Source organism: Enterobacter sp. UNJFSC 003 (assembly GCF_036903355.1).
Lineage (GTDB): Bacteria > Pseudomonadota > Gammaproteobacteria > Enterobacterales > Enterobacteriaceae > Enterobacter.
This window is the reverse complement of record NZ_JBAKHK010000002.1, coordinates 508,808-531,833: the sequence shown is the minus strand read 5'-3', so window position 1 is coordinate 531,833 and position 23,026 is coordinate 508,808. Positions and strand designations below refer to the sequence as shown.

Sequence of the window (23,026 nt, the reverse complement as noted above, 5' to 3'; positions counted from 1 at the left end):
TTATTATTGCTGGTGCCGCATGTCTCTCTCCCGTTTCAACATCACCGTCAAACCTCAGGAAGCGATCCTGATTCTGATCACCATGTTCTGGGGCGGAACCTTTCTGGCCGTCCAGTACGCGGTCACGCTGAGCGATCCCTTCTTCTTTGTCGGCCTGCGCTTTGCGACGGCGGCGATTGCCGTGGCGTTGATATCGCTTAAAACCCTGCGCGGGTTAACCCTCAAAGAGCTGAAGGCCGGGGTGGCGATCGGGGTTGCCATTGCAATGGGCTACAGCCTCCAGACGTGGGGATTACAGACCATTCCCAGCAGCAAATCGGCTTTTATCACGGCCATGTATGTGCCGCTGGTGCCGTTACTGCAGTGGCTGTGTCTGGGAAGAATGCCGGGGATCATGTCCTGCACGGGCATTGTACTGGCCTTTATCGGCCTGATTTTGCTTGCCGGACCGGAAAGTAACCTGCTGGCCCTGGGGCCGGGTGAAATCATCACCCTGGTGGGTGCCATCGCTATTGCGGCGGAAATTATTCTGATTAGCGCCTGGGCGGGGAAAGTGGACGTCAAGCGCGTGACGGTAGTGCAGCTGGCGACGGCGTCGCTGGTAGCGTTTGCGACCATGGTTCCGGCCGGAGAGTCGGTTCCACCGATGTCCACCGGGCTGGTTGTAGTGGCGCTGGGGCTGGGTATTTTTAGCGCCATTATTCAGGTCACCATGAACTGGGCGCAGCGCAGCGTGTCGCCGACGCGTGCGACGGTCATCTACACCGGCGAGCCGGTCTGGGCAGGTATTTTCGGGCGACTCGCCGGGGAACGCTTGCCGCTGCTGGCGCTGGTGGGGGCGGCGTTTATCGTGGCCGGCGTGCTGGTGAGCGAGCTAAAGCTCAAACGGAAGAAAAAAGCGCTGCCGGAGGCTGACAGCGCTGTTGTGCATCACGAATCCTGAGGGACCGCTTCGCCCTGCGGGTGAGGTGCCGTCCGGCGGCTCAGCAGGGCGTTTAGCAGTATGGCCCCGAACGTTGCCGTACCAATTCCGCCTATCGTGAACCCGCCCAGCGTCAGGGCAAAATCGCCCGCACCCAGCACCAGCGTCACGGCAACCATAATCAGGTTGCCGTTCTGACTGAGATCGACGCGGTGCTGCACCCAGATCCGCGCGCCCGCTACCGCAATTAAGCCAAACACCACAATGGAGGCGCCGCCAATCACCGGGGCCGGAATGGTGTGGATCAATGCGCCGAATTTCGGCGAGAAGCCGAGCAGCATGGCCATGACGGCCGCCGCCACAAAGACCAGCGTGGAGTAGACTTTGGTGACCGCCATCACGCCGATGTTTTCAGCGTAGGTGGTGACGCCGCTGCCGCCGACCGAGCCGGAGAGCATGGTCGCGATGCCGTCGCCCACAAAGGCGCGCCCCATATACGGGTCCATGCTGCGCCCGGTCATGCCCGCGACGGCTTTCAGATGCCCTAAGTTCTCCGCCACCAGGATCACCGCGACAGGGGCAATGAGCATCATCGCCTGACCGTTAAAGGTAGGTGACGTGATCTGCGGAAGACCGAACCACGCGGCCTGGTGCAGCAGGGTAAAATCAACCGGTTTGCCCAGTCCCATGATGTTCGCCAGCACGGCGTAAACCAGACAGGCCACGATGAGCCCGACCAGAATCAACAGGCGCTGAATCATGCCCCGCGTAAATACCGCGACCACGCCGATGCAGAGTACGGTGATCACCGCCATCCAGCTTTCAAACGGCGAGCCGGACACGCTTCTCACCGCAATCGGCGCGAGGTTCAGACCAATCGCCATCACCACCGCACCGGTCACGACAGGGGGCATCATTCGTTCAATCCAGCGCGTCCCGACCTTCATTACCACCAGGCCTATCAGGGTGTAAACCAGACCGCAGGCGATAATCCCGCCGAGGGCGACGCTCAGGTTCGGGTTGATCCCCTGACCGTTAAACCCGGTGGTGGCAATCACCACGCCAACAAACGCGGCGCTGGAGCCAAGGTAGCTGGGCACGCGCCCGCCGGTGACAAAAAAGAACAGCAGGGTACCGATACCCGACATCAAAATGGAGAGGTTAGGATCAAGCCCCATCAGCATGGGCATCAGCACCGTGGCGCCAAACATTGCGACCGCGTGCTGCACGCCCATCACCAGGGTTTGGCCGAGCGGGAGCCGTTCATCCGGCGCGACCACGCCAGGTTCTGTAGAGGTCGATTTCAACTGCCAGTGTGGAAATCCGAACATTGCCATGAGCTGCATCCTTAAGAGGGTTAACAGGCGGGTCGCATAAGCGCGTGGTAGCCGCGGTCGAACCACACCAGCCCTTGCGGCGCGGGGTGGCGAATAATGGAAACAATGTCGCAAAACAGAATGTCGTGGGTACCCACGCTGACCACCTGACTGATGCGACAGTCAAAAGAGGCCAGCGCTTCCTCCAGACGTGGACAGCCCGTGTCGCCCGTCTGCCAGCGTGCTGCGGCAAAGCGTTCTTCCATCGGCGTTTTACCGCCAAACAGATTAGAGAGTGGCTCCTGTCCGGCGCTCAGCGTATTGACGCACAGGGTGCGGTTTTCGCTAAAGGTCGGCCAGACGGACGCGCCGCGGTTCAGACAGACCAGCAGCGTGGGCGGGGAGTCCGTGACGCTGCATACCGCGCTGGCGGTGAAGCCGGCCATCCCGCCAGGGCCGTCGGTGGTGATGATATTGACTGCCGCGCCAACGCAGGCCATGGCGTCGCGAAAGGTTTGTTTATCGGGGGTTGTCATGATCACTCCTTACGCCAGCCCGCAGGCGTCGTCGAAGGCCAGACGCGGCAAGCGCCCGTAGAGTTTGCCTGCATCGCCATAGCCAATGTTGATCAGCAGATTGCTTTTAAGCTGAGTGCCGGTGAAAAAGGCGTCGTCGACTTTTTGTCGGTCAAAGCCGGACATCGGCCCGGTATCCAGCCCCAGCGCGCGGCAGGCGAAGATGAGGTAGGCGGCCTGCATTGAGCTGTTGCGAAAAGCCGTTTCTTCAGCATGCGCAGGGCTGGTGGTAAACCAGCTCTTCGCGTCGCCGTGCGGGAACAGCTCGGGCAGACGATCATAGAATTCGCCGTCCCAGGCCACAATCGCCGTGACCGGGGCGGTGAGGGTTTTCGCCAGATTGCCGCTGGAAAGCGCGGGGCGCAGCTTCTCTTTTCCCTCTGCGCTTCGCACAAACACGATACGCGCCGGGGAACAGTTGGCAGAGGTCGGGCCCCATTTCATCAGGTCGTAGATCTCGTGCAGCGTTTCGTCGCTGATCGGGATATCCTGCCAGCCGTTGTGGGTGCGCGCGCCGGTGAACAGTGTTTCCAGCGCGGTGGGGGTAATAGCTTCGCTCATTCTGGTTCCTTATAAGACGGGCTCAGGGCTGTGTAGCAGGCTGGCGAGCCCGTTCAGCAGCAGCGTGTTAAAGATGTCTGGCTCGGTAACGTTGCAGGCGTGCCCGCCCTGGCGCATCACCGCTTTTTGGCTATGTGGGAGCGCCGCCTGCAGCTCGGTGGAACAGACGGCGGGCACCAGCAGATCGTCAGCAGAACAGATGATGTGTACCGGGCAAAGAATGCGCGCGGCATGGCGGCTGAAGTCGGCTTTTTTTAGCGCGTTTAGCCTGCACAGCAGATTGTCTTTGCCCTGGAAGTGGGCCAGCGCCATTGCCTCCTCGGCCTCCATGCGCGGGGCGCGGGCGGCCATCCAGTCCGCCGGATACAGAAACAACGGCTGTGCTTCGACCCACGCCTGCGCGCCGCCGGCATGCAGCAGGCGCTCGCGGATCTGAAAACAGCGGCGGGTATGGGCATTCAGGGTGAGCCAGCCGTTGACGCACACCAGCGCGGAGAGCGCGTCGTGCCTGTCGAGCGCGAGCTGCAGCCCAATCAGTGCCCCCAGCGCGTGGCCGACCACGCAATAGCGCGTTATCCCGGCAAGGGCTAACGCCTGAGCCAGCTCGTCCGCCATCTGCGCAAGGCTGTAGGCTTCCGGTAGCGTATCGGGATTACTGCCCGTTCCCCGCTGGTCGTAGCACACCACCTGATACTCCTGTTCCAGTATCGCCAGCTGCGGCAGCCAGTAGCTGCCGCTTCCGCCGAGTCCGGCAATCAATACCACCACGGGCGCCCCCTCATACGGCGGCGGTGAGACGGAGAGCTTCATGGCAACCTCACTGACCGATGTGGGCAACGGTGGCGATTTCCACCAGGGCATCCGGCTTCACCAGCCCGCACTGGATGCAGAACCGTGCCGGCTTGTCGCCGGGGAAGAACTCGGCGTAGATCTCGTTAATCGCGGCGTAGTTTTTCCAGTCGGTGATAAAGATGCTGTTGAAGGTCACATCCTCCATCGTGCCACCCGCCGTCTCGATAACCTTTTGGATGGTTTCCAGCACGTGGCGGGTTTGCGCCTTTGGGTCGTTGATAAACACCACGTTGTTGTCTTTATCAAACGGCAGCGTGCCGGAGACGTACACCACGCCATCGGCGAGCGTGCCGGGCACAAACGGGGCAATGGGCGTACTGGTGCCGGGTGGGATAATGACGGATTTCGGCATAGTGGATCTCCTCAGGCAGTACGGGCTAAAGGGGGGCTAAGCGCGTCGCAGAAATCGGCGACGGTGCTCACCCAGCCAAAAAAGGTTTCGATGTTGAACAGGGCTGCCTTCTGGGCAAACGCCGGTCCGGCCTGATGGGTGGCGTCCTCCAGCACGACGCCGAAATACTCAAGGAAAAAGCCGTCGCGTAGGGTCGACTCCACGCAGACGTTGGTGGCGATACCGGTAAAGATCAGGTGTCGTATCCCCCGGCTGCGCAGCATGCTGTCGAGCGGGGTGTTGAAAAAGCCGCTGTAGCGCGGTTTGGGTAGCACGATATCGACCGCTTCGGGCACCAGTTCGTCAACAAGCTGATAATCCCAGCCGCCTTTTGCCAGCAGCGTGCCCTGCAGTTCGGGCTGCTTGCGCATGGTTTTCAGGGCGTTAGATTTGTGAAAGTTGGGCGAGCCGGGGCCTCCGGCCTCGACGTATTGGTCATCCCAGCCGTTCTGGAACCAGACAATCAGCATGCCAGCCGCTCGGGCGGCGGCCACGGCAGTTTTGATATTCTCAATCACCGGTTTGGTGGCCGAAACATCAAACCCCGCCAAATCCAGATAACCGCCCTGGCTGGCGTAGGCGTTTTGCATGTCCACCACAATCAGCGCGCTGTGCTGGGCGTCAAAGGTAATGGCTTCAGGGCGTGCGTCGAGCGTCGTCATTACGCCACCTCCCGGGTAACGGCAGGGATATGGGCGCGGCACTGCATCAGCGGCTGAATGCGCTCGCCGAAGGTTTCTACGCCGGTCAGGAAGTCGTCAAAGGTCAGCAATACGCCCTCTGCGCCGGGGACGGCGGCGACCTCGTCCAGCATTCTGGCGACGCTGGCATAGGAACCGACCAGCGTCCCCATATTGATGTTGACCGCCGAGGTGGGGTCGGCCATCTGACGCACGTTGGTATCCGAGCCGGAACGGGTATCTTTCTGGCTCTGTTCGGTGAGCCAGCTCAGCGCCTCGTCGTCCGTGCCCTCCTTGTAAAGCTCCCATTTCGCGCGGGCGGCGTCGTCCGTTTCATCGGCTATCACCATGAACAAAACGTAGGAGCCCACGTCGCGCCCGGTTTTGTCGGCGGCGTCTTTCATACGCGCGGCGGTCGGGGCGAAGGCGGCGGGGGTATTGACGCCTTTACCAAAGCAGAAGTTGAAGTCAGCGTATTTCGCCGAGAACGCCATTCCCGCGTCGCTCTGTCCGGCGCAGATCACCTTCATCGGCGCGGAAGGCTGCGGGCTGACGCGACAGTCGTTCATGGTGAAGTAGTCGCCTTTAAAGTCGCTTTTACCCGTGCCCCACAGGTCGCGCAGCACCTGCACGTACTCGGTAAGATAGTCGTAACGGCGCGAGAAATACGCGTCGCCCGGCCAGAGCCCCATCTGGTCGTATTCCGGTTTTTGCCAGCCGGTTACCAGGTTGACGCCAAAGCGCCCGCCGGAGATGGAGTCGATGGTTGAGGCCATGCGCGCCACTATCGCCGGGGGCAGGGTGAGGGTAGCCGCGGTGGCGTATATCTGGATGCGTGAGGTCACCGCGGCCAGTCCGGCCATCAGGGTGAAGGACTCCATGTTGTGGTCCCAGAATTCGGTTTTGCCGCCAAAGCCGCGCAGCTTGATCATTGAGAGCGCGAAATCGAAATGGTAATGTTCCGCTTTTTGCACGATAGCCTTGTTCAGTTCGAAGGTCGGCATGTATTGCGGTGCCGTTGTCGAGATTAGCCAGCCGTTGTTGCCGATGGGGACGAATACGCCAATTTTCATCACGAACCTCTCTTATAACGTCGCAGGTGAAAAGGGTTTTGCAAAGGCAGTGCCAGTTTTTAAAAGGGCTTTGTTATTAATGTGTTAATCAGTGGTTGAGGAGTTGAGCATCAATAAAGTGGACTGAATGGTCAAAAAGATTGCACAGAAAACAGGCATTCATGCGCGATTGGAGTGCAGAATGTCGTGGTCAGTCGGCGGTTTTGCTATGCTGAGGGCAACGCACACCAGGGAGAGCGGGCATGACGCAAGGCGCAGTGAAAACACCAGGTAAACGTTCTCAGGCGGTCAGCGCCAAGAAAGAGGCCATTCTGAGAGCCGCGCTGGAGACCTTTTCGCAGTTTGGCATTCACGGCACGCGCCTTGAGCAGGTCGCGGAGCAGGCCGGGGTGTCTAAAACCAATCTGCTGTATTACTTTCCGTCTAAAGAGGCGCTCTACGTTGCGGTGATGCAGCAGATCCTCGATATCTGGCTGGCCCCGCTGAAGGCTTTTCGTCAGGAGTTTACGCCGCTGGTGGCGATCAAAGAGTACATCCGCCTGAAGCTGGAGGTGTCGCGAGATTACCCGCAGGCGTCACGGCTGTTTTGCCTGGAGATGCTCCAGGGCGCGCCGCTGCTGAAAGCGGAGCTGGCAGGCGATTTGAAACAGCTGGTGGATGATAAATCGGCGATTATTGCCGGATGGGTCGCCAGTGGAAAACTGGCGCCCGTCGATCCGCACCATCTTATCTTTATGATTTGGGCCTCCACCCAGCATTACGCTGACTTTGCGGCCCAGGTTGAAGCGGTGACCGGTAAAACGCTGCAGGACGAGGCGTTTTTCCAGAGTACGCTGGAAAACGTGCAGCGGATGATTATTGAAGGGATCCGCGTCCGTTAATTTCCCGGCGGGAGAGGGCAGCTTAAATCGCCCTCTTCGCACTGCAGCAGCGAGGCCAGAAAGGCTTCACGCTCCACGGTTTTTTCTGCCAGGCACTGGTTCATGACCATCGGCTGAACGCTGCCGCCTTCAGTACCGGAACTCACAAAGGCGCAATCCGCATCGCGCAGGGCAATCCACGTCTGCTGTGCTTTTTTCAACAGGTCGCGCTGAGGCGCTGCCGCACGCTTGATGGCGGCCTGATACGTTTCATTAAGTTTTTTATCCGCCGTCTGGTACTGCTGCGCGGTACAGGTATTCAGTTCAAGCTGGGTGCTGGCATTCGCGCACTCGTCGGCCAGCGCGCTTGTGCTGAGCAGCAGCGCTGCGCCAGCAATCAGATAATGTTTCATACATTCCCCATAAAAAAAGGCTCCGTTTTCGGAGCCTTATTAGCACAGCGTTAGCCTATTGTCATCAGGCTGGCGTTACCCCCCGCCGCCGCGGTATTGACGCTGAGGGAACGCTCAACGTACAAACGCTCAAGCAACAGGTTGGTTTCGCCGCGGGCAAAACCCTGCACGGACACAATGGCGCCGCTGCGGGCCGCAACCTGTTCGCACAGCTCGCGCAGCTGGTCTGAATCACCGTGGTAAATCACGGCGTCAAACGGTTGAGCAAGCATGACATCAGGCTTCGCAAAGTGAATGCGGGCGGAGACGGCCTTCGGAAGCTGTTTCGCCAGGTCGCGATGCAGGCCGTCTTCCGGCCACAGCACCTCACAGCCCGTGGCGGCGGCGGCAGCCAGCTGCACCAGCGCGTCGTGTTCGTTATCCGCAACGCACAGCACGCGCTCGCGCGGCATCAGCGTCCAGGTGTTGCGCTCGCCGGTTGGCCCTGGCAGCAGACGCTGGGTACCCGCCTGTGCCAGCTCGCCATACTGCCGGGCTACTGCGCGCAGTTCAGGACGTTTCTCCGCCCATTCGATGAGCGCGTCCAGCGGCTGGGTCAGCACGGCTTTCACCTGTGCATCCACCGGATAATCCGCGTCCTGACGCGCCAGCGTGACGGCCAGCGCGTTTTCCGGACGGTTTGCCAGCAGGCGGTATAGATAGAGCGGGCCACCCGCTTTCGGTCCGGTGCCGGAAAGGCCTTCACCACCGAACGGCTGTACGCCAACCACGGCCCCGACCATGTTGCGGTTTACGTACAGGTTACCCACTTTGGCACTGCCGGTGACCTGGGCGATAGTTTCGTCGATGCGGGTATGCACGCCGAGCGTCAGGCCGTAGCCGGAGGCGTTAATCTGCTCGACCAGCTCGTTCAGGTTGTTACGGTTGTAACGCACCACGTGCAGGACCGGACCGAAGACCTCTTTTTTCAACTCATCGAAGCTTGCCAGTTCGATAAGCGTAGGTGGCACAAAGGTGCCGGTCTGCCACTCGCGGGCATCTTCGCTGTTCTCACGCACCGCCTGGAATACCGGACGGCCTTTGGCGCGCATGGCCTGAATGTGGTTTTCGATGTTGGCTTTGGCTTCCGCGTCGATCACTGGCCCGATATCGGTAGTGAGGCGGCCCGGGTTGCCCATGCGGCATTCCGCCATGGCACCGCGCAGCATCTTCAGCGTGTGGTCGGCCACGTCATCCTGCAGGCACAGCACGCGCAGGGCGGAGCAGCGCTGACCGGCGCTGTCGAACGCGGAAGCCAGCACGTCTACCACCACCTGCTCGGTGAGCGCGGAGGAGTCTACGATCATGGCGTTCATGCCGCCGGTTTCCGCGATGAGCGGAGTAGGACGGCCCTGGGCATCCAGACGGGTGGCAATATTGCGCTGCAGCAGAGAGGCCACTTCGGTGGAGCCGGTAAACATTACGCCGCGCACGCGGTTATCGGAGGTTAGCTTGGCGCCGACCGTTTCACCTCGGCCCGGCAGCAGCTGAACCACGCCCGCAGGCACGCCGGCTTCAAGAAGAATGTTGATGCCCTGCGCGGCAATCAGCGGAGTCTGCTCTGCCGGTTTTGCCAGTACGCTGTTGCCTGCGGCAAGCGCGGCGGCAATCTGACCGGTGAAGATCGCCAGCGGGAAGTTCCACGGGCTGATACAGACCACCGGGCCGAGCGGACGGTGGGTTTCGTTGTCGAAATCATCCCGCACCTGGCCCGCGTAGTAGTGCAGGAAATCGACCGCTTCACGCACTTCGGCAATGGCGTTGCTGAAGGTTTTACCCGCTTCACGCACCAGAATACCGATAAGCGACTGCATCTGATCTTCCATCAGCATGGCGGCGCGTTCCAGAATCGCGGCACGCTCCTGCGGTGGCGTGGCGAACCAGATTGGCGCGTTGTTCACCGCGCTGTCCAGCGCCTGGTCGACTTCCGCTTCCGTGGCTTCACGCACGTAGCCAACGATATCTTTTGGCTCGGCCGGGTTAATGACCGGCTGCAGTTCACCGTCAGCGACAGGGTGTTCCAGAATCGGTTTGGCCTGCCATTTCTGCAGCGCGCTGTTGAGCAGAGCAGAAGAGAGGGACGCCAGGCGATGTTCGTTGGCGATATCCAGCCCTGCAGAGTTGACGCGGCCCGTGCCGTAGAGCTCGCGCGGCAGGGCAATCTTCGGATGCGGCAGGCCAAGCTGGCCCTCCAGCGCCGCCATTTTCTCAACGGCCTGCACCGGATCGGCAACCAGCTCGTCGAGCGGCAGCGTGGTGTCGGCAATACGGTTGACGAAGGAGGTGTTCGCCCCGTTTTCCAGCAGACGACGCACCAGGTACGCCAGCAGGGTTTCGTGCGTGCCCACCGGAGCATAAATACGGCACGGTCGGTTCAGCTTGCCGTCCGCCACTTTACCCGTGACCTGTTCGTATAGCGGTTCGCCCATGCCGTGCAGGCACTGGAACTCGTATTGTCCAGGGTAGTAGTTTTGACCGGCCAGGCTGTAAATTGCCGCCAGCGTATGGGCGTTGTGGGTTGCGAATTGCGGATAAATCAGATTCGGCACGCCGAGCAGTTTCTTCGCGCAGGCGAGATAAGAGACGTCGGTGTAGACCTTGCGGGTATAGACCGGATAGCCTTCCAGACCCTCCATCTGCGCGCGTTTGATTTCGCTGTCCCAGTAGGCGCCCTTCACCAGACGGATCATCAGGCGACGGCGGCTGCGGGCGGCCAGATCGATCAGGTAGTCAATCACGAACGGACAGCGCTTCTGGTAGGCCTGAATGACAAAGCCAATCCCGTTCCAGCCTGCCAGCTCCGGCTCGAAGCACAGCTTTTCCAGCAGATCGAGGGAGATTTCCAGACGATCCGCCTCTTCGGCGTCAATATTGATGCCGATGTCATACTGGCGCGCCAGCAGGGTCAGGGATTTCAGGCGCGGGTAGAGTTCTTCCATCACGCGGTCGTACTGCGCGCGGCTGTAGCGCGGGTGCAGGGCTGAGAGCTTAATGGAGATGCCCGGACCTTCATAAATGCCGCGGCCGTTAGAGGCTTTACCGATAGCGTGGATCGCCTGCTGATAAGAGACCATATAGGCCTGCGCGTCGGCGGCGGTCAGGGCCGCTTCGCCCAGCATGTCGTAAGAGTAGCGGAAGCCTTTGTCTTCCAGCTTGCGAGCGTTGGCCAGCGCTTCGGCAATGGTTTCCCCGGTCACAAACTGCTCGCCCATCAGGCGCATCGCCATGTCCACGCCTTTACGGATCAGCGGTTCGCCGCTTTTGCCGATAATGCGGTTCAGCGAGCGGGAGAGGTTGGCTTCGTTGTGGGTTGAGACCAGCTTGCCGGTAAACAGCAGGCCCCAGGTTGCGGCGTTGACGAACAGCGACGGGCTGCGGCCGATGTGCGAATGCCAGTTGCCGTTGCTGATTTTATCGCGGATCAGCGCGTCGCGGGTGGCTTTGTCGGGAATACGCAGCAGCGCCTCTGCCAGACACATCAGCGCAACACCTTCCTGAGATGAGAGGGAGAACTCCTGCAGCAGACCCTGCACCATACCGGCACGACCGGTGGCGGTTTTCTGGTTGCGTAGCTTCTCGGCCAACTGATACGCAAGGCTATGCGCCTGTGCGGCAATGGCTTCCGGCAGACGCGCCTGCTCCAGCAGCATCGGAACGGCGTCGGTTTCTGCGCGACGGTAAGCGCCGGTAATGGCGGCTCGGCTGACGGACTGCGGCAGGATCTGCTCGGCAAACTCCAGGAACGGCTGATGGTTTTCTTCAACGGTCGGGGCAGCTTCTTCGCCTTCATTGGCCGCGCCCGCCAGCAGGGCAGGCAGCTCTGGCAGACCCTCGTCGCTCTCCAGCCTTTCAAGATAGTTAAAAATCGCCTGCTTGATTAGCCAGTGCGGCGTGCGGTCAATGCGGGTCGCCGCGGTCTTAATCCGTTCGCGGGTCGCGTCATCCAGCTTAACCCCCATGGTGGTCATCCCCATGCCAAAACTCCTGTTGTTCTTTAATCGTGTTAGGTCGTTAGCGTGAAATATCCACCATGTTGCAACTTTGTGCAACCGTGTTAATTGTGACCTGGTTTGCAAGCTGGAAAATGAATGGATTGTTAATAGATGGTTGACTGGAAAAAGATGTCGGCTTCTGCATTTGTGGCCTGTTTTTATGCGGAACTTAACACTTTTAAAAGGTGCAACCCGTAAAAGCGTGAGCGAGTGCAACCTATAGGAAAGACGTATCAAACCAGGGATGAATTTGATGTAAATGCAGTGTTAAATCGTTTGTCAGCGGGATGCGCATACGGCAGGATAGCGCGCCCAACAGAAACACATACACACATCACTACGTTCCGGTGATGACATAACAAGGCAGCCCGGACGGCTGTCGCTCGATATTGTGGAGAATTTGAATGGCTATTAGCACACCGATGCTGGTGACATTTCTCGTTTATATTTTTGGCATGATCCTGATAGGGTTTTTGGCATGGCGTTCAACGAAGAACTTTGACGACTATATTCTGGGCGGCCGTAGTTTAGGGCCGATGGTGACCGCGCTGTCTGCGGGTGCCTCGGACATGAGCGGCTGGTTACTGATGGGGTTGCCGGGTGCGATTTTCATCTCCGGTATTTCCGAGAGCTGGATAGCGATTGGCCTGACCCTTGGCGCATGGGTTAACTGGAAGCTGGTGGCAGGCCGTTTGCGCGTGCACACCGAAGCCAACAACAACGCCCTGACGCTACCGGACTACTTCACCGGTCGTTTTGAAGATAATAGCCGCATTCTGCGCATTATCTCTGCGGTGGTGATCCTGCTGTTCTTCACCATCTACTGTGCCTCCGGCATTGTGGCGGGTGCGCGTCTGTTCGAAAGCACCTTCGGCATGAGCTATGAAACGGCGCTGTGGGCCGGTGCTGCCGCGACCATTCTTTATACCTTTGTCGGCGGTTTCCTGGCCGTAAGCTGGACGGACACCGTGCAGGCGAGCCTGATGATCTTCGCCCTGATCCTGACCCCGGTGATTGTCATTTTCACCGTTGGCGGTTTTGCGGATTCGCTGGAAGTCATTAAGCAGAAGAGCATCGAAAACGTCGATATGCTGAAGGGGCTGAACTTTGTTGCCATCGTTTCGCTGATGGGCTGGGGCCTGGGCTACTTCGGTCAGCCGCACATTCTGGCGCGCTTTATGGCGGCGGATTCCCATCACACCATCGTGCATGCGCGCCGCATCAGCATGACGTGGATGATCCTCTGTCTGGCGGGCGCGTGCGCGGTCGGCTTCTTCGGCATTGCCTACTTCAACAACAACCCGGCGCAGGCGGGCGCGGTGAATCAGAACGCCGAGCGCGTGTTCATCGAGCTGGCGCAGATCCTGTTTAACCCGTGGATTGCCGGTATTTTGCTGTCAGCCATTCTGGCGGCGGTGATGTCCACCCTGAGCTGCCAGCTGCTGGTCTGCTCCAGTGCGATCACGGAAGACCTGTACAAGGCTTTCCTGCGCAAGGGCGCAAGCCAGACGGAGCTGGTGTGGGTTGGGCGTTTCATGGTGCTGCTGGTGGCGCTGGTCTCCATTGCGCTGGCCGCAAACCCTGAGAACCGCGTGCTGGGCCTGGTGAGCTACGCATGGGCAGGCTTTGGTGCCGCGTTTGGCCCTGTGGTGCTATTCTCCGTGCTGTGGTCGCGTATGACCCGCAACGGGGCGCTGGCGGGGATGATTATCGGTGCGGTTACCGTGATCGTCTGGAAGCAGTTCGCGTGGCTGGGCCTGTACGAAATCATCCCTGGCTTTATCTTCGGCAGCATCGGCATTGTGGTGTTCAGCCTGCTGGGTAAAGCGCCCTCTGCCGCGATGCAAAAACGCTTTGCGGAAGCGGACGCGCATTACCATTCTGCTCCACCGTCCAAGCTGCAGCCGGAATAAAATACACCCCTCACGCTAACCCTCTCCCCAAGGGGAGGGGGAATCGTCCTTTCACCGATGAGAGTAGTCATACATGAGAATGAAAACAGGGTTAATGGCAGCAACATTGTTGATGCTGGCAGGCTGCAACGCACCCTCGCAGCACGCTGCAGTGGAGACCTGCAGGGCGGACAGCCAGATGCAGCAAACCACGCTCTATTTTGGACTCAACCGTCCAGCCGGGACGCAGATCACCGGCAGCGAGTGGCAGCAGTTTGTCGACCAGGACGTCACGCCACGTTTTCGTGACGGGTTAACGGTGTTTGACGCGCGGGGACAATGGTTGGGTAACGACGGAAAAGTGGCGCGTGAGCCAAGCAAAGCGCTGATGCTGATCCACGGTAAAGATGCTCAGAGCGAAAAGAGTATCGAAGCGCTGCGAGGGATTTATAAGTCACGCTTCGCGCAGGAGTCGGTGATGCGCGTCGACCAGCCGGTGTGCGTGCAGTTCTAATAAAAACGGCGGGATATCCCGCCGTTCTCCTTTACAACACTAACCCCGCAAAGCTCGCCGACAGCAGGCTCACCAGCGTCGCGCCATACACCAGCCGCAGACCAAAACGCGATACCGCGTTCCCCTGTTTCTCGTTCAGGCCCTTGATCGCCCCAGCCACAATGCCGATAGACGCGAAGTTGGCGAAGGAGACCAGGAAGACCGACAGAATGCCCAAACCGCGCGGCGACATTTGATGCGCGATTTTTTGCAGCTCAATCATCGCCACAAATTCATTCGCCACCAGCTTGGTTGCCATAATACTGCCGGCGTTGAGGGCATCGCTTAGCGGGATACCGATCAGCCACGCCAACGGATAAAAGACATAGCCCAGGATTTGCTGGAAGCTCATGCCAAATATGCTGGAGAAGAGGGCGTTAACGGCGCTAATAAGGGCAATAAAGCCAATCAGCATTGCCAGAATAATCATCGCCACTTTGAAACCGGCCAGAATGTATTCTCCCAGCATTTCAAAAAAGCTCTGAGACTCGTGCAATTTTTCGAGCTTAATATCCGGCTCCGCTTCCGGGCGCGCCGGGTTGATGACGGAGAGAATAATAAAGGTACTGAACATGTTAAGAATGAGCGCGGCCACGACAAATTTAGCGTCGAGCATGGTCATGTAGGCCCCGACAATCGACAGGGACACCGTCGACATGGCCGTTGCCGCCATGGTGAACAGACGACGGGAGGAGAGATCGCCCAGTACACCCTTGTAGGCAATGAAGTTTTCGGACTGACCGAGGATCAGTGAACTCACCGCATTGAAGGATTCCAGCTTGCCCATACCGTTCAGTTTTGACAGCACCGTGCCAATGACCCGAATAAAGATCGGCAGAATTCGCCAGTGCTGAAGAATACCAATCAGCGCGGAAATAAAAATAATGGGGCAGAGGACGCCGAGGAAAATAAACGCCAGTCCTTTTTCACCCATCCCGCCAAAGACAAAATTCGTCCCTTCAGCCGCGAACTTGAGCAACGACTCAAAGAAACCTGAAACATATTTTATCAAGAACAGGCCGCTTTCGGCATGCAGGAAAAAGAACGCCAGAATAATTTCAATAACGATCAGCTGTAAAACAAAGCGAATGCGAATTTTTCGGCGGTCGAAACTCGCCAACCAGGCAAGCGCAAGAATAATCACCAGCGCCAGCAGGAAATGAATAACGTTATACATGTTGTTTTGTCGGTTAGTTTTTGAGGCAGATATTTAGCCACAGCGCTGATTAACCGTAAATGGGCATTTTCGTTATAACTTATAAACTTAATCGTAACGTCTGACACTATTATCCTGCGACGTGGTTACAACTCGTCATCAAAACACCGCACATTTCGCTTGTTTTTCTTTCCGCCGTAATGATAATCACTATCACAAGAATTTACTTTTCTTTGCATCAGTTGACCGCGATAAACATTTAAGGTGTCGGCATGTTTGTTCCATTTCTCATTATGTTACGTGAAGGCCTTGAAGCGGCCCTGATTGTTAGCCTTATCGCCAGTTATCTGAAGCGAACCCAGCGCGGGCGCTGGATTAGCGTGATGTGGGTAGGGGTTTTCCTCGCTGCGGCGCTTTGTCTTGGCCTGGGGATCCTGATCAATGAAACCACCGGCGAATTCCCGCAGAAAGAACAGGAACTGTTTGAAGGACTCGTTGCCGTGATTGCGGTGGTGATCCTCACCTGGATGGTGTTCTGGATGCGCAAAGTGTCCCGGAACGTGAAGGTGCAGCTTGAGCAGGCGGTGGATAACGCCCTGCAAAAAGGAAATAACCATGGTTGGGCGCTGATCCTGATGGTCTTTTTCGCCGTGGCGCGTGAAGGGCTGGAGTCGGTCTTCTTCCTGCTGGCAGCGTTTCAACAGGACGTGGGCATCTGGCCGCCGATTGGCGCAATGCTGGGGCTGGCAACGGCCGTGGTGCTCGGCTTCCTGCTTTACTGGGGCGGCATTCGCCTCAACCTGGGCGCGTTCTTTAAGTGGACGAGCCTGTTCATTCTGCTGGTGGCTGCCGGGCTGGCTGCGGGAGCGATTCGCGCCTTCCATGAAGCGGGCCTGTGGAATCACTTCCAGGACGTGGCGTTCGACCTTAGCAACGTTCTCTCCACCCATTCTCTGACCGGCACCCTGCTCGAAGGGATCTTCGGCTACCAGGAAACGCCGAGCGTCAGTGAAGTGGCGATGTATTTCATCTATCTCATTCCGGCGCTGGTGCTGTTCTGTATGCCCTCGCGCCCCAGCGCTCAGCCGACGCGTACTGCGCCCTGACGTGCTTAGTGTCGTTACAACATACTTTTAATAGGGAAAGGGTCATGGCAATTCAATTTCGTCGTAGTGCGTTACATGCCGGTGTGGCAGCGCTGATTGCGTCTGCATTCGCCGCGCAGGCCGCGGATATTCCGCAGGTGAAAGTGACGGTGAATGATAAACAGTGTGAGCCGATGACCATCACGGTCAACAGCGGTAAAACCCAGTTTATTATTCAGAACCACAGCCAGAAGGCGCTGGAGTGGGAAATTCTGAAAGGCGTGATGGTCGTAGAAGAGCGTGAAAACATCGCCCCTGGCTTCAGCCAGAAGATGACCGCCAACCTGCAGCCGGGTGAATATGATATGACCTGCGGCCTGCTGACCAACCCGAAAGGTAAGCTGATCGTCAAAGGCGAAGCGACGGCGGATGCCGCGAAAGGCGCTGAGCTGCTGAGCCTGGGTGAGGCTATCACCGCCTATAAAGCCTACGTGACCAAAGAAACCGCCGATCTGGTAGCCGGTACCAAAGCCTTTACCGACGCGGTGAAAGCGGGCGATATCGAGAAAGCCAAATCGCTGTATGCTCCAACCCGTCAGCATTACGAGCGTATCGAACCGATTGCTGAGCTGTTCTCCGACCTCGACGGCAGCATCGACGCCCGTGAAGATGATTACGAGCAGAAAGCGGCCGATCCGAAATTCACCGGTTTCCACCGTCTGGAAAAGGCGCTGTTTGGCGATCGCTCCACCAAGGGGATGGAGAAATACGCGGAGCAGCTGAACGCCGACGTGCTGGAGCTGCAAAAACGCATCAGCGAGCTGGCGTTCCCGCCGTCGAAGGTGGTGGGTGGCGCGGCTGGTCTGATTGAAGAAGTGGCCGCGAGCAAAATCAGCGGTGAAGAGGATCGTTACAGCCACACCGACCTGTGGGATTTCCAGGCCAACGTCGACGGCGCGCAGAAAATTGTCGATTTGCTGCGTCCTCAACTGCAAAAAGAGAACGGCGAGCTGTTGGCTAAAGTGGATGCCAACTTCAAGAAAGTCGACGCCATTCTGGCGAAGTATCGCACCAAAGATGGGTATGAGACCTACGACAAACTGACCGATGCCGATCGTAACGCGCTGAAAGGCCCCATTACGACGCTGGCTGAAGATCTCTCCCTGCTGCGTGGCGTTCTGGGTCTGGACTAAGCACGATGAACAAGCATGATGAGTATGACGTGGCTGAACCTTCGCGACGCCGGTTGTTAAAAGGGGTAGGGGCGCTGGGGGGCGCGCTTGCTCTGGCCGGCGGTTGCCCGGTGGCGCATGCGGCAAAACCGCAAAGTGCCCCCGGCACGCTGTCTCCGGACGCCCGAATGGAGACGCAGCCTTTTTATGGTGAACACCAGTCGGGGATTCTGACGCCGCAGCAAGCCTCTATGATGCTGGTCGCCTTTGATTCACTGGCGAGCGATAAAGCCGATCTGGAACGCCTGTTCCGCCTGCTGACGACGCGCATCGCATTTCTTACCGCCGGCGGCCCGGCACCGGAAACGCCGAATCCGCGCCTGCCGCCGATGGACTCCGGTATTCTGGGGGCGTTTATCGCCCCCGATAACCTGACGATCACCGTTTCCCTCGGTGAGTCACTTTTTGACGCACGGTACGGCCTGGCAAAACAGAAGCCAAACGCGCTGCAAAAAATGACGCGTTTTCCGAATGACTCCCTGGATGCGGCCCTGTGCCACGGCGATTTGCTGCTGCAGATTTGTGCCAATACCCAGGACACGGTGATCCACGCGCTGCGCGATATCATTAAGCACACGCCGGATCTGCTGAGCGTGCGCTGGAAGCGGGAAGGGTTTATCTCTGACCACGCAGCCCGCAGTAAAGGAAAAGAGACGCCGGTTAACCTGCTGGGCTTTAAGGACGGTACGGCTAATCCGGACAGCAGCGATGCTGCACTGATGAAGGACGTGGTGTGGGTCACCGCGAATCAGGGCGAGCCCGCTTGGGCGGTGGGCGGCAGCTATCAGGCGGTGCGGATTATTCAGTTTCACGTCGAGTTCTGGGACCGTACGCCGCTCAAAGAGCAGCAGACGATCTTCGGTCGCGACAAGCAGAGCGGGGCGCCGCTGGGCATGAAGCACGAGCATGATGTGCCCGACTACGCCAGCGATCCTGACGGTGACACCATTGCGCTGGACAGCCATATTCGTGTCGCCAACCCGCGCACCAAAGAGACGCAATCCAGCCTGATGATGCGCCGCGGTTATAGCTACTCGCTGGGCGTGACAAACGCCGGTCAGCTTGATATGGGGCTGCTGTTTGTCTGCTACCAGCATGACCTGGAGAAGGGCTTCCTGACCGTGCAGAAGCGGTTAAACGGCGAAGCGCTGGAAGAGTATATTAAACCTATCGGCGGGGGCTATTTCTTTGCCCTGCCCGGGCCGCGCGATCGGAACGCGTATCTCGCTCAAGGGCTGATTGAGGCCTGATAATTGTCCCTGCGCGTGGTCGCGGGGACATTATTTTTTCATATGACTAACATATTGTTATATTTCTGTAATATTCCTGTATGAGACTGAATCCACTGCAGGTGCAGTCTGAAAAGTTGCATGCAGGTAAAATAAATGTTGCGTTTATGATAACTCCTGATGTACTTAAGATAAGACAGCGGTAGTTCCCGGCAGTGATACTGAATCACAATGGAGATCGCGAATGGTTGCGTCCTGTACTGGACAAGGTAAACGTAAAAACCGCAGCACCCGGCGCGGAGGCTCAGACTCCGGCAGCGATTTCTTCTCCACAAAATTCTCCTCCTTTACTCCAGAACCTCTTTCTACCGACGTGCAAAATAGTGCGCGTAGCTGTTTTGTTGCGTCATCCGGAAAAGCAAGCAATGGCTTAAAAGGAAGCCAACCCTCTGATGTTCGTGCGCATAATCGTGCCGATGCCGGCGCGTGTGATGAATACCAACAACTCAAGGTGCTATCCATGGGAAGACAAAAAGCAGTGATCAAAGCTCGTCGCGAAGCAAAACGTGTGCTGAGACGGGATTCACGTAGCCATAAACAGCGTGAAGAAGAATCGGTCACCTCGCTTGTGCAGATGAGTGGCGTAGAATCAATTGGCATGGCGCGGGACAGCCGTGATAACTCTCCAATTGTGGCGCGCAATGAAGCTCAAGCGCACTACCTGAATGCTATCGAGAGTAAACAGCTCATCTTTGCAACCGGTGAAGCCGGATGCGGGAAAACCTGGATTAGTGCAGCCAAAGCGGCAGAGGCTCTGATCCATAAAGACGTGGAGAGAATTATTGTCACCCGTCCGGTACTGCAGGCTGATGAAGATCTCGGCTTCTTGCCCGGAGATATTTCGGAGAAGTTCGCCCCCTACTTCAGGCCCGTCTATGACGTGCTGGTGAAACGACTGGGTGCCTCTTTTATGCAGTACTGCCTGCGACCAGAGATTGGCAAGGTGGAAATCGCGCCGTTCGCCTATATGCGCGGACGTACATTTGAAAATGCGGTCGTCATTCTTGACGAGGCTCAGAACGTGACCGCAGCGCAAATGAAGATGTTTTTAACGCGCCTCGGGGAGAACGTGACGGTCATCGTTAATGGCGATATTACCCAGTGTGACCTGCCATCCGGCGTTAAATCCGGGTTGAGCGATGCCATGGCACGTTTTGAGGAAGATGAGATGATTGGGGTAGTGCGCTTCACCAAAGATGACTGCGTACGATCGGCACTGTGTCAGCGGACGCTGCAAGCGTATTACTGAGGACGAAAAAAAAGCCCGCATTTTCATGCGGGCTTTTTCTTAAATGTGGCGGTGAGAGAGGGGTTCGAACCCTCGATACGTTGCCGTATACACACTTTCCAGGCGTGCTCCTTCAGCCACTCGGACACCTCACCGTATTGTTTCGCTGCCTGACCGCTTGGGGGGCAACGGGGCGCTACTATAGGGAGTTGCGCTAAAGCGGTCAAGCAGATTTTCTGCATTACTGCTTGTTCGGTTAAGCCTTAATCAGCTTGCCCGCAGCGAGAGGGGTTAGCGCTGCGAATCGAGCACTTCGCTGTTTTTCACGACGTCCTGCGCTTTGCTATAGCTTTCGATGAGCAGTTGATAGGCCGGGAAGATATGAGTATAGACTTCCGCCCATTCAGCCGCATCTTCACGATTCCACGTGCGCTGGATCTCGGAGGCAACAGCGGCGGTATCCATCGGCACTACGCCTGCCTGCATCACGCGCGCCAGGGTGATCTCTTGCGCCATTTTGCTGTAGGTGCCGGAGGCATCGATCACCGCAAACACTTTATAACCGTCTGCCACCGCGCTGATGGATGGGAAGGCCATGCAGACGCTGGTAATCGTGCCCGCGATGATCAGCGTTTTGCGTCCGGTGGCTTTCACCGCCGCAACAAATTCCGGGTTATCCCAGGCGTTAATCTCACCTTTACGCGCGACATAGCGTGCATGCGGCGCGTTGGCGTGGATCTCCGGAATGAGCGGCCCGTTCGGCCCCTGCGGCACGGACGCGGTGGTGATCACCGGAATTTTCGCGAGGGTCGCAATTTTCGCCAGCGCCGCCGCGCGGGCGCGCAGTTCCGGCATCGGCATATCGCCAACGGTCTGGAACAGACCGCTTTGGTGATCGATAAGCAACATCACCGCATCGTTTACGTCAATGACCGGGCGTGCGCCATTAAAATTGGCAGGTGTAGACATTTTTCTTCTCCTTTATTACTCGCGGATCTGGCCGAAGCGGCCGGCGTTGAAATCACGAATAGCTTCCGCGATCTCGGTTTTACTGTTCATCACAAACGGGCCGTAGCCGACGATGGGCTCATTCAGCGGTTCACCGGCCATGAGCAGCACTTTGGCGTCGCTGTTAGCTTCCAGATGCAGTTTGTCGCCTTTCTGACTCAATACCACCATCTGCGCTTCGCCCGCCGGGGTTGTGCCGTTTACCGTCACGCTGCCCTCAAGAACCACCAGCGCCGTGCTCCAGCCTTCGGGCTGATTGAGCGTGAGAGGATGTCCCTGATTCAGGGCGATATCCCAGACGTTCAGCGGCGAGAAGGTGTGCGCAGGACCCGTAATATCTTCAAAGCGACCGGCGATAATTCGCAGCGAACCGCTCTTCTCCGGCAGTGTAATCACGGGAATGTCGGCCATTGTGATGCTCTGATATCCCGGTGCGGCCATCTTGTTTTTCGCGGGCAGGTTGACCCACAGCTGCATCATTTTCAGCTCGCCGCCTTTCTGCGCGAACGCGCTGGAGTGGAACTCCTCATGCAGGATCCCCGCGCCTGCCGTCATCCATTGCACATCGCCTGGGCCAATAACGCCGCCCCGACCCGTGGAGTCGCGATGCTCTACTTCGCCGGAATAGACGATGGTCACGGTTTCAAAACCGCGATGCGGGTGTTCGCCTACGCCGCGTTTAACCCCATCCGCCGGAAAGGTATAGGGGCCGGCATAGTCCAGCAGCAAGAACGGGCTGAGCGGCTCGCCGTGCGTCTGATAAGAAAACATCGAACGAACCGGGAAACCATCGCCAACCCAGTGCTGGCGGGGGGCGGTATAAACGCCTGTTACGTTTTTCATGATTAACTCCTGATGTTCTGTTGATGTAATTAGCTTATATTCAGAGTTAATATCCCGGTAGATAGCAAAAATGGCATACAGTGTTCTCAAAATAGAACAATGGGGGTTTATGCAGGATCTCAATGACTTCGTCTGGTTTGTCAACGTGGTGGACTACGGCGGTTTTGCGGCGGCTGGAAGGGCGCTTGACCAACCGAAATCGAAGCTGAGCCGCCGGATTGCGCAGCTTGAGCAGCGGCTTGGCGTTCGGTTAATCCAGCGCACAACGCGACAGTTTACGGTTACGGAGGTGGGGCAGACGTTCTATCAGCACTGTAAAGCGATGCTGGTAGAGGCTGAATCGGCTGAGGAGGCGGTTGCAGCCCTGCGGGCAGAACCGCGCGGGACTGTCAGGATCGCCTGTCCGGTGACCTTGCTGCATGTCCACGTAGGGCCAATGCTGGCACGGTTTATGGCACGCTATCCTGGGATCAATCTTCAGCTGGACGCGACGAATCGGCGTGTCGATCTGGTGGGCGAGGGCGTCGATGTGGCGATCCGCGTTCGTCCGCGTCCGTTTGATGACAGCGATCTGGTGTTAAGGGTGCTGGCAGACAGGGGGCATTGTCTGGTGACGGGACCCGAGCTGATTGCACGGATGGGCATGCCCGCGATGCCGTCAGAACTCAGCGCATGGCCCGGATTAAGTATGGATGAAGGCAAGCATCTCCATAAATGGGCGCTGACCGGTCCTGATGGGGCGAAGGCGGAAATTCACTATCAGCCGCGCTTGATTACCACCGATATGCTGGCCCTGCGTGAAGCCGCGATGGCCGGCGTGGGCGTGGTGCAGTTGCCCATTTTGATGGTGAAAGATCAGCTTGCTTCCGGCGCGTTGGTAAGAGTGCTTGAAGCATGGGAACCGCGCCGGGAGGTCATTCACGCTGTTTACCCCTCAAGACGCGGGCTGCTGCCGTCAGTCAGGACGCTGGTGGATTTTCTCACCGAAGAGTATGCGCAGATAGTAGAAGAGTAAGCAGATAATAGACGAAAAAGAGCCCGCATTTTCATGCGGGCTCTTTCTTGA

Annotated in this window: 21 protein-coding genes and 1 tRNA gene; 9 read left to right on the top strand and 13 right to left on the bottom strand. The window is 57.9% G+C overall.

Annotated elements, in window-relative coordinates; all coding sequences use genetic code 11:
- Positions 1-19 precede the first annotated feature (19 nt).
- The gene (locus tag V5P19_RS08685; RefSeq protein WP_334402161.1) at positions 20-943 is read left to right on the top strand and encodes a DMT family transporter; all 924 of its coding nucleotides are present in this window, start codon (positions 20-22) and stop codon (positions 941-943) included.
- On the opposite strand, the gene rutG is transcribed toward V5P19_RS08685, so the two are convergent.
- The 7 genes from rutG to rutA are packed head-to-tail and all read right to left on the bottom strand — an operon-like array spanning position 931 to position 6,370.
- Entirely contained in the window at positions 931-2,259 is a 1,329-nt protein-coding gene (rutG, locus tag V5P19_RS08680) for a pyrimidine utilization transport protein G (protein ID WP_334402159.1), read from the bottom strand. The genes V5P19_RS08685 and rutG overlap by 13 nt on opposite strands.
- A 20-nt stretch (positions 2,260-2,279) precedes the next feature.
- Positions 2,280-2,774 (bottom strand): NADH-dependent FMN reductase RutF, encoded by a 495-nt coding sequence (gene rutF / locus V5P19_RS08675; protein ID WP_334402157.1) that lies wholly within the window; start codon positions 2,772-2,774, stop codon positions 2,280-2,282.
- Positions 2,775-2,783: 9 nt separating this feature from the next.
- Complete coding sequence (locus V5P19_RS08670) at positions 2,784-3,374, bottom strand: malonic semialdehyde reductase (protein WP_334402155.1); 591 nt, start codon at positions 3,372-3,374, stop codon at positions 2,784-2,786.
- Positions 3,375-3,383: 9 nt separating this feature from the next.
- Entirely contained in the window at positions 3,384-4,184 is an 801-nt protein-coding gene (gene rutD / locus V5P19_RS08665; RefSeq protein ID WP_334402153.1) for a pyrimidine utilization protein D, read from the bottom strand.
- A 7-nt stretch (positions 4,185-4,191) separates the two neighbouring features.
- A complete protein-coding gene (rutC, locus tag V5P19_RS08660; RefSeq protein ID WP_334402151.1) occupies positions 4,192-4,578 on the bottom strand; it encodes a pyrimidine utilization protein C in 387 nt (128 codons plus the stop codon).
- Between the two features lie 11 nt (positions 4,579-4,589).
- Positions 4,590-5,279, bottom strand: a complete 690-nt coding sequence (gene rutB, locus V5P19_RS08655) for a pyrimidine utilization protein B (protein ID WP_334402148.1) — start codon at positions 5,277-5,279, stop codon at positions 4,590-4,592.
- Positions 5,279-6,370: a pyrimidine utilization protein A gene (gene rutA / locus V5P19_RS08650; RefSeq protein WP_334402146.1), complete on the bottom strand. Its 1,092-nt coding sequence runs from the start codon at positions 6,368-6,370 to the stop codon at positions 5,279-5,281. The genes rutB and rutA overlap by 1 nt, the downstream gene beginning before the upstream one ends.
- A gap of 242 nt (positions 6,371-6,612) precedes the next feature.
- Between rutA and rutR the strand changes: the two genes are divergently transcribed.
- On the top strand, positions 6,613-7,251 hold the full coding sequence (rutR, locus tag V5P19_RS08645) for an HTH-type transcriptional regulator RutR (RefSeq protein WP_334402144.1): 639 nt from the start codon (positions 6,613-6,615) through the stop codon (positions 7,249-7,251).
- Here rutR and V5P19_RS08640 read toward each other — a convergent pair.
- Positions 7,248-7,643, bottom strand: a complete 396-nt coding sequence (locus tag V5P19_RS08640; RefSeq protein ID WP_334402142.1) for a lysozyme inhibitor LprI family protein — start codon at positions 7,641-7,643, stop codon at positions 7,248-7,250. The genes rutR and V5P19_RS08640 overlap by 4 nt on opposite strands.
- 50 nt (positions 7,644-7,693) lie before the next feature.
- Positions 7,694-11,656, bottom strand: coding sequence for a trifunctional transcriptional regulator/proline dehydrogenase/L-glutamate gamma-semialdehyde dehydrogenase (gene putA, locus V5P19_RS08635; RefSeq protein WP_334402140.1), 3,963 nt, complete (start codon positions 11,654-11,656; stop codon positions 7,694-7,696).
- A 422-nt stretch (positions 11,657-12,078) separates the two neighbouring features.
- On the opposite strand from putA, the gene putP reads away from it, so the two are divergent.
- Together putP and V5P19_RS08625 are read left to right on the top strand one after the other, a co-directional pair.
- A complete protein-coding gene (gene putP, locus V5P19_RS08630; RefSeq protein ID WP_334402138.1) occupies positions 12,079-13,587 on the top strand; it encodes a sodium/proline symporter PutP in 1,509 nt (502 codons plus the stop codon).
- Positions 13,588-13,660: 73 nt separating this feature from the next.
- On the top strand, positions 13,661-14,080 hold the full coding sequence (locus V5P19_RS08625; protein WP_334402136.1) for a DUF3574 domain-containing protein: 420 nt from the start codon (positions 13,661-13,663) through the stop codon (positions 14,078-14,080).
- Positions 14,081-14,111: 31 nt separating this feature from the next.
- Here V5P19_RS08625 and V5P19_RS08620 read toward each other — a convergent pair whose 3' ends face one another.
- The gene (locus V5P19_RS08620; protein WP_334402134.1) at positions 14,112-15,296 is read right to left on the bottom strand and encodes a nucleoside transporter C-terminal domain-containing protein; all 1,185 of its coding nucleotides are present in this window, start codon (positions 15,294-15,296) and stop codon (positions 14,112-14,114) included.
- A 251-nt stretch (positions 15,297-15,547) separates the two neighbouring features.
- Here V5P19_RS08620 and efeU point away from each other — a divergent pair, with 251 nt between their 5' ends.
- The 4 genes from efeU to phoH all read left to right on the top strand — a co-directional run bounded on the left by efeU (position 15,548) and on the right by phoH (position 20,130).
- Entirely contained in the window at positions 15,548-16,381 is an 834-nt protein-coding gene (gene efeU / locus V5P19_RS08615) for an iron uptake transporter permease EfeU (protein WP_334402132.1), read from the top strand.
- Between the two features lie 44 nt (positions 16,382-16,425).
- Positions 16,426-17,553 (top strand): iron uptake system protein EfeO, encoded by a 1,128-nt coding sequence (efeO, locus tag V5P19_RS08610; protein WP_334402130.1) that lies wholly within the window; start codon positions 16,426-16,428, stop codon positions 17,551-17,553.
- Between the two features lie 5 nt (positions 17,554-17,558).
- Positions 17,559-18,842 (top strand): iron uptake transporter deferrochelatase/peroxidase subunit, encoded by a 1,284-nt coding sequence (gene efeB, locus V5P19_RS08605; RefSeq protein WP_334402128.1) that lies wholly within the window; start codon positions 17,559-17,561, stop codon positions 18,840-18,842.
- A 499-nt stretch (positions 18,843-19,341) separates the two neighbouring features.
- On the top strand, positions 19,342-20,130 hold the full coding sequence (gene phoH, locus V5P19_RS08600; RefSeq protein WP_334402742.1) for a phosphate starvation-inducible protein PhoH: 789 nt from the start codon (positions 19,342-19,344) through the stop codon (positions 20,128-20,130).
- Between the two features lie 46 nt (positions 20,131-20,176).
- Here the strand turns inward: phoH and V5P19_RS08595 are convergent.
- The 3 genes from V5P19_RS08595 to V5P19_RS08585 form a co-directional block, all read right to left on the bottom strand.
- A tRNA-Ser gene (locus tag V5P19_RS08595) sits at positions 20,177-20,264 on the bottom strand.
- Positions 20,265-20,400: 136 nt separating this feature from the next.
- Entirely contained in the window at positions 20,401-21,078 is a 678-nt protein-coding gene (locus V5P19_RS08590) for an isochorismatase family protein (RefSeq protein WP_334402126.1), read from the bottom strand.
- Positions 21,079-21,093: 15 nt separating this feature from the next.
- Complete coding sequence (locus V5P19_RS08585; RefSeq protein WP_334402124.1) at positions 21,094-21,960, bottom strand: pirin family protein; 867 nt, start codon at positions 21,958-21,960, stop codon at positions 21,094-21,096.
- A 109-nt stretch (positions 21,961-22,069) separates the two neighbouring features.
- Here V5P19_RS08585 and V5P19_RS08580 point away from each other — a divergent pair, with 109 nt between their 5' ends.
- Positions 22,070-22,975 carry a LysR family transcriptional regulator gene (locus tag V5P19_RS08580; protein ID WP_334402740.1) on the top strand — a complete coding sequence of 302 codons (906 nt, stop codon included), beginning with the start codon at positions 22,070-22,072 and terminating at the stop codon, positions 22,973-22,975.
- Positions 22,976-23,026: the final 51 nt, after the last annotated feature.

Bases quoted from the DNA above. Each gene is read 5' to 3' on its own strand.
- V5P19_RS08585 (WP_334402124.1), bottom strand. From the start codon at position 21,960: ATGAAAAACGTAACAGGCGTTTATACCGCCCCCCGCCAGCACTGGGTT.
- V5P19_RS08640 (WP_334402142.1), bottom strand. From the start codon at position 7,643: ATGAAACATTATCTGATTGCTGGCGCAGCGCTGCTGCTCAGCACAAGC.
- phoH (WP_334402742.1), top strand. From the start codon at position 19,342: ATGGGAAGACAAAAAGCAGTGATCAAAGCTCGTCGCGAAGCAAAACGT.
- rutG (WP_334402159.1), bottom strand. From the start codon at position 2,259: ATGGCAATGTTCGGATTTCCACACTGGCAGTTGAAATCGACCTCTACA.
- efeB (WP_334402128.1), top strand. From the start codon at position 17,559: ATGAACAAGCATGATGAGTATGACGTGGCTGAACCTTCGCGACGCCGG.
- efeO (WP_334402130.1), top strand. From the start codon at position 16,426: ATGGCAATTCAATTTCGTCGTAGTGCGTTACATGCCGGTGTGGCAGCG.
- V5P19_RS08620 (WP_334402134.1), bottom strand. From the start codon at position 15,296: ATGTATAACGTTATTCATTTCCTGCTGGCGCTGGTGATTATTCTTGCG.
- rutC (WP_334402151.1), bottom strand. From the start codon at position 4,578: ATGCCGAAATCCGTCATTATCCCACCCGGCACCAGTACGCCCATTGCC.
- V5P19_RS08685 (WP_334402161.1), top strand. From the start codon at position 20: ATGTCTCTCTCCCGTTTCAACATCACCGTCAAACCTCAGGAAGCGATC.
- V5P19_RS08590 (WP_334402126.1), bottom strand. From the start codon at position 21,078: ATGTCTACACCTGCCAATTTTAATGGCGCACGCCCGGTCATTGACGTA.
- rutD (WP_334402153.1), bottom strand. From the start codon at position 4,184: ATGAAGCTCTCCGTCTCACCGCCGCCGTATGAGGGGGCGCCCGTGGTG.
- putP (WP_334402138.1), top strand. From the start codon at position 12,079: ATGGCTATTAGCACACCGATGCTGGTGACATTTCTCGTTTATATTTTT.
- V5P19_RS08670 (WP_334402155.1), bottom strand. From the start codon at position 3,374: ATGAGCGAAGCTATTACCCCCACCGCGCTGGAAACACTGTTCACCGGC.
- rutA (WP_334402146.1), bottom strand. From the start codon at position 6,370: ATGAAAATTGGCGTATTCGTCCCCATCGGCAACAACGGCTGGCTAATC.
- V5P19_RS08580 (WP_334402740.1), top strand. From the start codon at position 22,070: ATGCAGGATCTCAATGACTTCGTCTGGTTTGTCAACGTGGTGGACTAC.
- rutR (WP_334402144.1), top strand. From the start codon at position 6,613: ATGACGCAAGGCGCAGTGAAAACACCAGGTAAACGTTCTCAGGCGGTC.
- efeU (WP_334402132.1), top strand. From the start codon at position 15,548: ATGTTTGTTCCATTTCTCATTATGTTACGTGAAGGCCTTGAAGCGGCC.
- rutF (WP_334402157.1), bottom strand. From the start codon at position 2,774: ATGACAACCCCCGATAAACAAACCTTTCGCGACGCCATGGCCTGCGTT.
- putA (WP_334402140.1), bottom strand. From the start codon at position 11,656: ATGGGGATGACCACCATGGGGGTTAAGCTGGATGACGCGACCCGCGAA.
- V5P19_RS08625 (WP_334402136.1), top strand. From the start codon at position 13,661: ATGAGAATGAAAACAGGGTTAATGGCAGCAACATTGTTGATGCTGGCA.
- rutB (WP_334402148.1), bottom strand. From the start codon at position 5,279: ATGACGACGCTCGACGCACGCCCTGAAGCCATTACCTTTGACGCCCAG.